Annotated in this window: 13 protein-coding genes and 1 riboswitch; of the genes, 12 read left to right on the plus strand and 1 reads right to left on the minus strand. The window is 36.1% G+C overall.

What is annotated here, in order from left to right; all coding sequences use genetic code 11:
• Positions 1 to 31 precede the first annotated feature (31 nt).
• The 12 genes from CACET_RS05515 (at position 32) to CACET_RS05565 (ending at position 11,570) form a co-directional block, all read left to right on the plus strand.
• Positions 32 to 1,237, plus strand: a complete 1,206-nt coding sequence (locus CACET_RS05515) for an aconitase X catalytic domain-containing protein (RefSeq protein WP_044825463.1) — start codon at positions 32 to 34, stop codon at positions 1,235 to 1,237.
• Positions 1,238 to 1,648, plus strand: a complete 411-nt coding sequence (locus CACET_RS05520; protein WP_044825462.1) for an aconitase X swivel domain-containing protein — start codon at positions 1,238 to 1,240, stop codon at positions 1,646 to 1,648.
• A 191-nt stretch (positions 1,649 to 1,839) separates the two neighbouring features.
• The gene (gene tnpA, locus CACET_RS05525) at positions 1,840 to 2,241 is read left to right on the plus strand and encodes an IS200/IS605 family transposase (protein WP_044825461.1); all 402 of its coding nucleotides are present in this window, start codon (positions 1,840 to 1,842) and stop codon (positions 2,239 to 2,241) included.
• The gene (locus CACET_RS21280; RefSeq protein ID WP_082058247.1) at positions 2,238 to 2,312 is read left to right on the plus strand and encodes a helix-turn-helix domain-containing protein; all 75 of its coding nucleotides are present in this window, start codon (positions 2,238 to 2,240) and stop codon (positions 2,310 to 2,312) included. Before tnpA ends, CACET_RS21280 begins: the two co-directional genes overlap by 4 nt.
• Before the next feature lie 461 nt (positions 2,313 to 2,773).
• Positions 2,774 to 3,436 carry a GntR family transcriptional regulator gene (locus CACET_RS05530; RefSeq protein ID WP_052661496.1) on the plus strand — a complete coding sequence of 221 codons (663 nt, stop codon included), beginning with the start codon at positions 2,774 to 2,776 and terminating at the stop codon, positions 3,434 to 3,436.
• Between the two features lie 396 nt (positions 3,437 to 3,832).
• Complete coding sequence (gene yqeC, locus CACET_RS05535; protein ID WP_044825459.1) at positions 3,833 to 4,564, plus strand: selenium cofactor biosynthesis protein YqeC; 732 nt, start codon at positions 3,833 to 3,835, stop codon at positions 4,562 to 4,564.
• 351 nt (positions 4,565 to 4,915) lie between these two features.
• Positions 4,916 to 5,509, plus strand: a complete 594-nt coding sequence (mocA, locus tag CACET_RS05540; RefSeq protein WP_044825458.1) for a molybdenum cofactor cytidylyltransferase — start codon at positions 4,916 to 4,918, stop codon at positions 5,507 to 5,509.
• Complete coding sequence (gene yqeB, locus CACET_RS05545; RefSeq protein ID WP_044825457.1) at positions 5,499 to 6,311, plus strand: selenium-dependent molybdenum cofactor biosynthesis protein YqeB; 813 nt, start codon at positions 5,499 to 5,501, stop codon at positions 6,309 to 6,311. The genes mocA and yqeB overlap by 11 nt, the downstream gene beginning before the upstream one ends.
• A 69-nt stretch (positions 6,312 to 6,380) precedes the next feature.
• Positions 6,381 to 6,482: riboswitch (purine riboswitch) on the plus strand.
• Between the two features lie 141 nt (positions 6,483 to 6,623).
• Complete coding sequence (locus CACET_RS05550; RefSeq protein ID WP_044825456.1) at positions 6,624 to 7,418, plus strand: FAD binding domain-containing protein; 795 nt, start codon at positions 6,624 to 6,626, stop codon at positions 7,416 to 7,418.
• A complete protein-coding gene (locus CACET_RS05555; RefSeq protein ID WP_044825455.1) occupies positions 7,409 to 7,858 on the plus strand; it encodes a (2Fe-2S)-binding protein in 450 nt (149 codons plus the stop codon). The genes CACET_RS05550 and CACET_RS05555 overlap by 10 nt, the downstream gene beginning before the upstream one ends.
• A 1-nt stretch (position 7,859) precedes the next feature.
• A complete protein-coding gene (locus CACET_RS05560) occupies positions 7,860 to 10,142 on the plus strand; it encodes a xanthine dehydrogenase family protein molybdopterin-binding subunit (RefSeq protein ID WP_044825454.1) in 2,283 nt (760 codons plus the stop codon).
• Between the two features lie 42 nt (positions 10,143 to 10,184).
• Positions 10,185 to 11,570 (plus strand): uracil-xanthine permease family protein, encoded by a 1,386-nt coding sequence (locus CACET_RS05565; protein WP_044825453.1) that lies wholly within the window; start codon positions 10,185 to 10,187, stop codon positions 11,568 to 11,570.
• Between the two features lie 61 nt (positions 11,571 to 11,631).
• On the opposite strand, the gene CACET_RS05570 is transcribed toward CACET_RS05565, so the two are convergent.
• Positions 11,632 to 11,973, minus strand: coding sequence for a carboxymuconolactone decarboxylase family protein (locus tag CACET_RS05570; RefSeq protein WP_044825452.1), 342 nt, complete (start codon positions 11,971 to 11,973; stop codon positions 11,632 to 11,634).
• Between the last annotated feature and the right edge of the window lie 367 nt (positions 11,974 to 12,340).

Consider the following 12,340-nt stretch of genomic DNA (forward strand, 5'->3'; position numbering starts at 1 on the left):
TGGGCTTTATACAATATGAGGAGGGTGCGTAATGAAGTTAACGAAAGAACAACAGGATATGCTAGATGGTAAATATGGTGAAGGTACAGCTATTGCGATGAAAATTCAAGTAGCTATTGGCGAATCCTTTGATGCAAACAGGCTAGTACCAATAACTAGAGCACATGTTGCTTTAAGTAATCAAGAAGCAGACTTATGGTTTGCAGAAAAATTATTAAATGCAGGTGCAAAATGTAGAGTTGCTCCAACCGTCAATCCAGGATTTTGTTTATCATTTTTTAAAAATAAAGAGATGGTTTCTGAAAAGGATGCAGAATTAATGCAAAAAACCCATGATGCTTATCAGGGATTAGGAGCAGTTTTAAGCTATAACTGTACACCATATATAGATACGAATGTACCTAACTATGGGGAAGTAATTGCATTCTCAGAGTCAAGTGCGACTCCGTATGTAAATTCAATTTGGGGTGCAAGAAGCAATAGAGAGGGAGCAAACAGTGCGCTTTGCGCAGCTATTACTGGGTTTGTACCTGAATATGGACTGCTATTTGATGAAAATAGGAAAGGGGATATCTTAGTAGAAGTAAAGGCAGATATAAAGACAGATTTTGATTACCATATACTAGGTATGCTTGGGAAAAAAATAGGAAAAGGAATTCCTGTATTTGTAGGATTACCTAAATATATCTCGAAAGAAGCCTTAAGAAATTTAGGCGCTGAATTAAACACCTCTGGTGCGTATGGAATGTACCATATAGTAGGTTTCACTCCTGAAGCACCAACGGTAGAGGCTGCCTTTGGTGGAAAAGCACCGAAAAGAAAAGTTACCATCACTAATGAAGATATGAAAGCTATTCTAGAAGAAATCTCACTAGAAGGAAACAGAGAAATCGATTTTGTCATGTTTGGTTGCCCTCATTTTACCTTAGAAGAAGTTAAACATATTTCGGAAAGAATAGAGGGTAAAAAACTAAAAAAAGAAATGTGGATACTTACATCAAGCCATGTTAAAGAAATGGCTGAAAGAATGGGGTTAGATAAAATAATTTTAGAGTCGGGGGGATTTATCGTACCAGATACTTGTCCAGACCAACCCTGTTGGAGACACTTAAATGGGAAAATAGGCGTAACAGAGTCACCGAAGTGTGCATACTATCCACAAAGACGAGGTATACATTTTGTAATTAGAGACTTAGATACTTGTATAAATGCTGCAATAACAGGCGAGGTGAATTAAATGGAAAATAAAAAATTTAGTTGTCATAAAATATCAGAAGGTGTTGCGGAAGCTGAAGCAATTCTATCAAAAGACGATATCATGTTCTATCTAATAGAACCAGAAACCGGTAAGGTTATTGAACAAGCTCATGATTTAGAAGGACGATCAATAGCACAAAAGATATTGATTTTTCCTAGTGGAAAAGGAAGTTCAGTAGTACAGGCAGATGGCTTATATCAACTTAATCAAAGAGAGAATGCACCGAAGGCTATGATTATACAACATCCTGAAACTGTACTTGTGTCAAGTGCAATTATCATGGAAATTCCAATGGTAGATAAAGTAGACCCAGAATTTTATAAAATAGTAAAGGATGGAGATAGAATTAGAGTAGATGCAGATAATGGAACGATAGAAATAATTGGATGATTTTAGAGATTAAAATAGCAATACTAGGACTTTTAGGACTTACTAAAATTTAACCTGATGCTACAATTCATCATGCTACAATTCATCCCCAGCCTTTATAGGTGGGGATGAATTGTAGTGTCTTGAGGAATATCCGAATATATGTTATGATGTATATGATCAGTCATATATCATATAAAGAAGGTGTACTCATGGAACTAGATAATAATAACCACTCGGTATTCTTGATGTATTATCATCTTATTATGGTGGTGAAATACAGACGTAAAGTAATAGACTATGCTATCTCTGAAAAGTTGAAAGCAATATTTGTGAGAATTTCTTCAAATTATAATATCAGCATGCAAGAATGGAACCACGAGACAGATCATGTGCACATTTTCTTCAAGGCACATCCTAACTCAGAACTATCAAAATTCATCAATGCCTATAAAAGTGCAAGTTCGAGGTTAGTCAAAAAAGAGTTTCCTGACATACGAAAAAAGCTGTGGAAAGAATACTTTTGGTCAAAGAGTTTCTGCTTATTAACCACTGGGGGAGCACCTGGAGAAGTTATAAAAAGATATATCGAAAGCCAAAGTGAAAAACTATGAACAAAGCCTATAAATATCCAGTGTATCCTAATAAAAAGCAAGAAGAACTCATCAAGAAAACTTTTAGATGAAAGTCTACCAATGAGAATAGCTTTGGTATACTGAGAACATTTTAAGAATACAAGCTAAAAGAACAGGGAAAACAGCTGGTAGTCATTGACAAATGGTATCCCTCCAGAAAACTTTGCGGATTCTGTGCTACAGTGAATAGTCGATTTATCCTTAAAGAAGGGGTTTGGACTTGTGTATAGAGTGATGCAATAGATAGAGACCTAAACGCTGCAATCGATATCAAAAATGAAGGATGTAGAATTCTTGGGGTAGCTTAGTATATAGGAAAAAACCGTTGGGCAAATGGGGATAGCTTGGTAATTATATCAGCGATAGCTGATACATCCCAAGAAGCCCCCACCTCTAAGCGATTGCGTAGGTGGTGGGAGTTATGTCACCTTCCTTCACCTAATGATACTTATCTAAGTCAAAGCGTACAATTACTATAGTGTATAATTACTATGTTAAAGGAGAAAACAAGGTGATAGTAAAAACAAATAAAAATAAAAGAAAAAATTTAGCCCAAGACGCTTATGAAAAAATCAGGGATAGAATTTATCACAATGAGATAGAACCTGGGGAATTAATTAACGAAATTAGTATTGCACAAGAGTTAGGTATAAGCAGAACCCCTGTGAGAGAAGCTCTTAGAATGCTAGCAAGTGAGGATATCCTCGAAGTAAAAGATGGTGTTGGTACTTATGTCAAAATGTTATCTTTTAAAAATATTAAAGATATTTATGAAGTAAGAAAGGCATTAGAAGTGATTGCAATAAAAACTGCAATCTATAGGATAACAGAATCAGAAATTGCTGAACTTGAAAAGAATTTTATGGAACTGGAAAGAAAATATAATATTGGGGCTTTAACAAAGGAAGAATTCGCAAGTATTGATATGAAGCTGCATCAGCTAATTTTTACTAAATGTGAAAATAATTATGCTAAAGGAATATTTGAAGAAATGAGTTTGAAAATCAAACAATATCAATATATATCCTATGAATCCTTAAACGATAGTAAAGAAAGCATATCTCAACACTTGGAAATGATCAGACTATTAAAAAATAGAAACTTAAAAGAATTGATCCCTTTCATAGAAAACCATATTGATTGGTCACTAAAGAGCTTAATGATGGAAAAGTGATTTTATCTATTTTTGCTTAAAATTACTTCTGCTACTAATTGAGTCTATGGCTTGGTCATATTGTTTTGAGAGCTATATCCTTAATAATTAATATAGACAAACAAGAGAAGGTCTTCTATCGGCAGGCTTTCTTTTTTTACTATAAAACCACGGGCTTGTGAGGCGTTTTAACAATGAGAAGGTATAAAGGTGTGAAAAAATATGTTTGCCTAAAGATTATCGTAACTAGGATAGGATATACTTTCTCATGTTATAGATAAACAACATCAGGACTTAATTTTGATATACTAAGGGCTACATTTGCAGCCCACGGTTTTGGGGCGAAACCGTAGACCGTGTATATCAAAATTAAAGTTTGAACTTGCTTAATCTTAATATAAAGAAAAGAGTGATTTAATGGAACTGTCTGGTTACATTGGGTTAAAAGAAAAAGATATTGTATCAGTTGTAGGGGCAGGGGGAAAAACATCTCTTATGCTCCAATTAGCACAAGATATCAAGAAAAATAATGGTAAAGTCTTGCTGACAACCACAACAAAGATTTATGTTCCACAAAAAGAAGCCTATGATTTTATTTGTATAGGGCAAAATGAATTTTCTAAGTATCTAAAGATCAACAAGAAAGGAATTTATGTTTATGGATCAGAAGTAAATACAGAAAATAAAATCATTGGATTGGCAGAAGAAGAATTAGATAATTTAGTAGGATATTTTGATTATACCTTGATAGAAGCAGATGGTGCTAAAAAGAAGCCCATCAAAGCATGGGATGATCATGAACCTGTTGTATATAAAGGAACTACAAAAACAATAGGAATAATAGATATTCAAACACTTGAGATGAGAATATGTGAAAATAATGTCCACAGAAGTGAGAAGTTTTGTAAAATTACTTCTTCACAGGAAGGAGAAAGTATTACACTTAAACACTTGCTAGATATTATTATACATCCCCAGGGATTATTTAAAAATGCCAAAGGTGAAAGGATATTATTTGTTAATAAAACTGATGATATATATTATTTAAATAAAGCAGCACAATTAAAAAATAAGATCAACAAGTATTATCCCAAGCTTCTAAATAAAATCCTTATTGGAAGTATTAAAAATAAGCTATATTATGTGTAAGTGGATATATCGTATAAGACTTCTCCCACCTAAAACAAGCATGTAGGCAAGGGTTGCAATATAGCTCCAGATATATTAAAATTTATAATTACATATCTATAGATAACCAATTTTATACCTTAACAAAATACGACCTCCTGCGGTTTCAGAAATGAACAATGTTAACAATTCGTTCCAGTGAAAAATCCTAAAATTTGCAAACTCGCTAACGCTCAAACATGCAAATTTTTTTACGGATTTTCCACTTCCATGAATTGAACATTGTAGTCATTTCCTGCAAATGCATCCAGTCTGCATTTTGTTAAGCTTTGTAGTTGGCTATCTATATACAAAAGGAGAAGATAAGATCCTATGATTGCTGCTATTATAATGGCATCAGGTTACTCTAGACGGATGAAAAAGGATAAGCTTTTTTTAGAGTATAGAGGAGAAACTCTGATTCAGCAAACGATTAATAAGGTTTTACAGTGTGATTTTTCACAGACTATTTTAGTGGCTAGAGAAAGAAAAATTCTACAACTTGGGGAAGAAAGTGGGATAAAAGTAGTTGAAAATAAAAATGCAGATCGAGGAATCAGTGAATCCATTAAGTTAGGGCTTACTTATGCCAATGGTTGTGAGGGTTATATGTTTTTTACAGCAGATCAACCTTTTTTGAGTACCAGTATGATCCATAAGCTATTACAATGCTTTAGGGAAAATAAAACTTATATCATTGTTCCCCATTATAAAGGAAGAAGAGGCAACCCTGTTATATTTCCCCAAAAGTTCAAGCAAGACCTTATGACATTACAAGGAGATATAGGGGGGAAAGTCATCATAAATAAATATTTAGAGGAAGTACGCTTTGTAGAAATTGATGATGAAAAAACCTTATTTGACGTTGATACCCAAGATGATTATGAAAAAATATTACAAGTAGGTGGCAGCGGATATGATATTTGATGAGATCATTGTTGTACGGGGCGGAGGAGACTTAGCTACTGGTACAATCCATAAGCTTCACAGGTGTGGATTTAGAGTATTGGTTTTAGAAACACCGGAACCTACCTCCATTAGAAGAAAAGTTTCATTTAGTGAAGCCATTTATGAGGGCAAAATACAAGTCGAGGGTATTACAGCAGTTCACGTGAAGGACTTAAATGAGATGATGAAGACATGGGATAATAAAAACATACCAGTTATGATAGATCCAAAAGGGACCTATATACAAAAACTAAAAGCAAGAGTCGTAGTTGACGCTATTCTAGCTAAAAAAAATCTAGGAACGACCAAGGATATGGCGGAGATAACGATAGCCTTGGGACCAGGGTTTACCGCAGGAGTAGATGTGGATGTGGTAATTGAAACATCTAGAGGACATAACTTAGGGAGACTGATTTTTGAAGGAGAAGCAGAAAAGAATACCGGTATACCAGGTGTGGTTGGAGGATATTCAAAGGAAAGGGTTTTTTATTCTCCCTGTGATGGAAAGATAGAGAATATAAAGGATATAGGAGAAATTGTAGAAAAAGATGAAGTGATTGCTTATGTGGAGAATATGCCTATCAAAGCAACAATGAATGGCGTACTAAGAGGCATCATCAGAAATAGAAGTGAGGTAAAGGCAGGATTAAAAATAGCAGATATAGACCCTCGGATCTCGGAAAAAACTAATTGTTATACTATTTCTGACAAATCTAGAAATATCGCAGGTGGTGTATTAGAAGCGATCTTTTACATGAAAAATACGTTTTCCGAACGATAAATATTTTTTCTAATTAAAATGTACGAAAAAAGGTTGACTAATTGTCTATGTTTGTCGTAAAATGTACTTACAAGAAAAAAGCATATGGTTCATATAATCGCAGAAATATGGTCTGCAAGTTTCTACGAGGCTACCGTAAATGGTCTCACTATGAGCAAAGGTGTATCTAAGAAATAATCTTAGCTGTACCATTCTAACCTACACAATAGGGAATATTCTAAACGTGTTAGGTTTTACTCTTTGCTCGAGTAGAACCTAGCACGTTTATTTTTTTATTAACAGTCTATTGGTGGATGACAAGGGGGTCATAGTATGTTTACGGTAAAAGAGTTCCTACAGCCAGAAACAATGGAGGAGGCCTATAACACACTTATAAACAACAGAAATAACACAATACTAGGCGGAAGTGCTTTTTTAAGAATGGGCTCAAAGAAAATCGGAACAGCAGTAGATTTATCTAAGCTGGAACTGAATTATATAAAAGATGAAGATGATTCTATTGAAATTGGAGGATATACAACCTTCAGAGCACTTGAGACTAGTCCATTGCTAATGAAGCATTTTAATGGTGTACTTGCTAGCTCAGTAAAGAATATTATTGGTGTTCAATTCAGAAGCATCGTTACAGTAGGGGCTTCAGTTTTTTCAAGATATGGTTTTTCAGATTTAATCACAGCATTACTAGCTTTAGATACAGAAGTAGAACTATATAAAGCCGGCAGAATGTCTTTAGATGATTTTTTAAAAAAGCCTTATGAGAAAGATATCTTAATTAGTTTATTTATAAAGAAAAATCAAAGACAAGCCTCCTATCAGGATTTAAGAAATTCCGCAAGTGATTATCCTATACTAAATGTGGCGGTTTCAAGACTTGATCATCAGTGGAGGATTGTAGTGGGGGCAAGACCACAAAGGGCTGTTATTGCTAAAAAAGCTTCAGAAGAGCTTTCTAATACCTTAACCTTTAATCAGTTAGAGGATTATATAAATACGGCTGCTGAAGAATTAACTTTTGGAACCAACGAAAGAGGTACAGCTAAATATAGACAAGCAATGTGTAAGGTATTGGTTAAGAGGGGGATTATGGAGGTACTACAATGCAAATAGAAATCATCTTAAACAGTAAAAAAGTAGCCTTAGATGTAAAAAACGATGAATTCTTAGCGGATACTTTAAGAAAGCATGGTGTTTCCAGCGTAAGAAAAGGCTGTGATACAGCATGTTGTGGGCTTTGTACTGTATGGATTGAAGAAAAACCTACGTTATCTTGTGCAACACTTTCTATCAGAGCCAATGGTAAAAATATCACTACTATAGAAGGACTTCAAAAGGAAGCAGAGGAGTTTGCGAAGGTCTTAGTGGCAGAAGGTGCAGATCAGTGTGGTTTCTGTAGTCCTGGTTTTGTTATGACGGTACTGGCAATGAAAAGGGAGCTTAAAAATCCTACAGAGGAAGAAATTATCCATTATTTGACTGGAAACCTGTGTAGATGTACAGGTTACTTGGGACAACTAAGAGCAATAAAAAAATATTTGGAGGTGGTCTAACATGAGTTTTGTAGGTAAGAGCATACCTAAAATAGATGGAATGGCCATCACCACAGGAAAACCTGTTTATACAGAAGATATGGTACCACCAAATGCATTAGTGGTAAAGCTCCTTAGAAGTCCCCATGCTTTTGCCAAAATTAAGTCTATAGACATCTCAAGAGCTGAAAAGGTAGAGGGTGTAGAATGTATCCTTACTTACAAGGATGTGCCTGGTCATCGATTTACTTTAGCAGGACAGTCTTACCCAGAACCTTCCCCCTATGATCGATTAATTTTAGAGGAAATAGTAAGGTATGTAGGGGATGAAGTGGCTATTATTGCAGCTATCGATGAGGAAACAGCTGAAAAAGCCATGAAGCTAATAAAGGTTGATTATGAAGTATTTGAACCTGTTTTAGATTTTGAGAAAGCTATAGATCATCCCTCCATTATACATCCAGAGATAGACTTGCATTGCAACTTCGATATAGGCATGCAGAAGGAAAAAAATATCGTCTCTTCTCAAAAGGTGGAGGTTGGTGATGTTGAAGAAGAATTGCAAAAATGTGATGTAGTAGTGGAAGAGACTTGTTACACACAAGCTCAGGCCCACGGCATGATGGAGACCTATCGCGCTTTTAGTTATTTTGATCATACAAACAGGCTTGTAGTTGTTAGTTCAACACAGATCCCTTTTCATGTAAGAAGACAATTATCCAAGGCTTTAAAGATGCCTGCCAGCAAAATTAGAGTAATTAAGCCTAGAATAGGTGGAGGTTTTGGGGGGAAGCAAACAGGAGCGGTAGAGATGTTTGCAGCAATCGTTACACAAACTACTGGAAAGCCAGCGAAGATTATTTACGATAGAAAAGAAACTTTTACTGCAACAAATAGTCGGCATGCCATGAGGTTAAAGGTGAGGTTGGGAGCAGACAAGGAAGGTTATATTAGAGTAGTGGACATTCAGGGGTTATCGGATACAGGGGCTTATGGTGAACATGCTTCTACTACCTTTGGGGTTGTAGGTCAGAAGACGCTTCCCCTTTATAACAAGACAAAGGCTGTTCGATTTATGGGAGAAGTGGTTTATACCAATAAGATGTCAGCAGGAGCCTTTAGAGGTTATGGGGCTACTCAAGGAACCTTTGCCTTGGAAACAGCTGTTAACAAGCTAGCTGAAGCATTAAAGATGGATCCTACGGAGATTCGATTAAAGAATCTAATCAAAGAAGGGGAGACCTCCTTAGTATCTGATGGAGTAAAATTGGGGAGTTCAACACTGCATAAATGTATAGCAAGAGGTCGGGAAATGATAGGCTGGAAGGATAAGTACCCAAGGCAAGAAATCGGGGACAATAAGGTGAGGGCCTTAGGAATGGCAGTAACAATGCAGGGGTCAGGGATTGCTAATATAGATACAGCCTCGGCTGAGATTCGGTTAAATGATGATGGAAACTTCACCCTCCTAATAGGGTCTACAGATATGGGAACAGGTAGTGATACCATATTAAATCAGATGGCTGCGGAGGTTTTAGAAATACCTATAGATAAGATTATTGTACATGCCGCAGATACAGATATCTCACCCTATGACCCAGGCTCCTACGCTTCCAGCACCACTTATGTGACGGGGATGGCGGTTGTAAGAGCTGCTGAAGACTTAAAAAAGCAGATTATTGAGAGTGGAGCAGGTATACTAGAGGTTTCAATAGATGAAGTGGAATTTGACGGAGAAAAAGTAGTGACTTTTGATGGCGATAAAGAAGTGCCTTTAGAAAAAATTGCAGAACTTCAGGTTTTAGGCTTTGGCGGTAAAAGGCAGTTAGTGGGTAATGCAACCTATGGCAGTCCAGTGTCTCCCCCTCCCTTCATAGCTGGATTTGCAGAGGTGGAGGTTGACAAGGAAACAGGTAAGGTTAAATTAATAGATTATGTAGCCGTCATCGATTGCGGTACAGTAATTAATCCAAATCTAGCAAGGATTCAGGCGGAAGGTGGACTTGTCCAAGGGATTGGCTTAGCTATGTATGAAGACATAAGATATGACCAAGACGGTAGAATGACAACAAACAGCTTTATGCAATATAAAATTCCAACCAGAAAAGATATTGGAAACATTCGAGTCGTCTTTGAAGAAAGCTTTGAACCAACAGGACCCTTTGGAGCCAAGTCAATAGGAGAAGTTGTTATCAATACACCAGCACCAGCAATTATTGATGCGGTGTATAACGCAGTAGGGGTTAGGTTAACGGATCTTCCAATAACCCCTGAAAAAGTATTCTTAGCGATGGAGAAAAATTAAGTTTATATAAAAAACGATAATATGAAAATGGAGGCAAGTAAAATGTCAAATATTACAGAGAACAATCGAAATCTTGATCCAAAGTACGATTTAGATGGTAAGCCACCTTTAAAAGAAGCTATTCCTCTTGGTTTACAACACGTATTAGCTATGTTTGCTGGTAATGTTACAGTACCATTAATCATCGCTGGTGCTCTTGGATTAACAGTGGGTGAAGTTACTTTTTTAATTCAATGTGCTATGCTTGTAGCAGGGGTTACCACCCTTATTCAAGCAAATCGTATTGGTCCAGTAGGTGCTAATTTGCCGATTGTTATGGGTACTAGCTTTGGCTTCGTTCCTACTTCTATAGCGATTGGTAGTCAGTTTGGCTTATCAGGTATATTAGGAGCATCTTTTGTTGGTGGACTTTTTCAGGCTGTTTTAGGTTCCTTTCTAAAGCCTTTGCGTAAATACTTTCCACCGGTTGTTACTGGTACCGTGCTACTTACCATTGGTTTATCCTTATTGCCTACAGGTATTCGATATTTTGCTGGTGGTGCTGGAGCAGCAGATTTTGGTTCTTTGCAGAATCTAGCATTAGGAAGTTTAGTACTGGTGACAGTTGTATTCTTTAATCAGTATTTTAAAGGAATTTTAAGAATGGCAGCTATTTTAATAGGATTGGTAGTAGGTTATGTAGCGGCTATTTTCATGGGTATAATTGATTTTACTTCTGTAGCTGAGGCTGCTTGGTTCTCTATTCCAAGACCTATGGCTTATGGAATGACTTTTCATGGATCTGCCATCATTGCAATGCTTATTTTATATGTAGTAACAACTGTTGAAACAGTTGGAGATATTTCAGGTATTACAGTTGGTGGTGCTGGAAGAGAAGCCACAGATGAAGAACTTTCAGGTGGTATTATCGCCGATGGTTTAGCCAGTAGTTTTGCTGCACTTTTTAATGCATTTCCTAATACTTCTTTTAGTCAGAATGTTGGTATTGTCTCCTTAACAGGAATTATGAGTAGATATGTAGTTAGTGTTGGGGCTGTTTTCTTAATCTTAGCAGGTTTAGTGCCTAAGTTGGGGGCGGTACTGGCGGTAATGCCTCAAAGTGTTTTAGGAGGAGCGGCTGTTGTAATGTTTGCTATGATAGCAACTTCTGGTATTGTATTGGTTTCTAAGGATGAGTTAAATCAGAGAAATTTATTAATTATTGCTGTTTCTTTAGGCTTAGGTTTGGGACTAGGGTCCGTTCCTGAAGCATTACAACATTTACCACAGTCAGTAAATCTTATTTTTTCAGGTTCCGGTATGGTGGTTTCTTGTATTATAGCTTTAGTATTGAACATTATTCTACCTGAAGAGAAGAAAACTATTATTCAAAAGTCTGCTGTTAAAAACAGTAAAGCAATGACAAAGAGTGAAGTAACCAGTGTATAAATAAAGAACCAGCAAAGGAGCTCTGAATTTTCAGGGCTCCTTTATTAGTTTAAAAGAAAAGTTATTCTTGCTGTTTTAGAACATGTCTTAATATGAGCAAACCCTGCATCATTCTAGGGAATCCACAGGTGGGTGCCACCAACAGGATAGCATGTTCTATCTCTTCCTTTGTGCAGCCAGCTTTTAAAGCTTTAAGAATATGAGTTCTTAAGGCATATTCATATTGAGAATTAGTAGACAGGGCTACCTTAATAAGCCAACGACTTTTCTCATCTAAAGGCCCACCCTTTACATGCACTAACTTTCCAAACTTTTCATAAGCCTCATAGATTTCACTGTGATTTTCAGTGAAGTATTTAAGATTTTTTTCAATAGCATCTAGATTATCAAAGTAATCCTTCATCATATCTCCGCCTTATATTTTAATAGTATTGATTATATTCTAGCCCAAAATTTTCCTTGTTAAACTGCAGGAGGAGTTAAGAAGCTATTTTGCCATCGAGATATTTTTAGGTTGTATCAACAATAAGGTGAATATTTTCAAAGGGTTTTAGAGGTTGTATGTAGAAGTTTATAGTGAGCTGTAGCTGATAATCTGTAACTGTAACCATTAGCGTTAACTTAAACCATAATTTGTCATCTCTTCCTTATCCCAAGATCCTTCGCTACGCTCAGGATGACAGTTCCAGAGAATTTTGCTAATAACTGTGTTAAGTTAACGCCTATGAATCTATAGTAAATAATAAATTTATTTGGATCAGATTTTCACT

Source organism: Clostridium aceticum (assembly GCF_001042715.1).
GTDB classification, from domain to species: domain Bacteria; phylum Bacillota; class Clostridia; order Peptostreptococcales; family Natronincolaceae; genus Andreesenella; species Andreesenella acetica.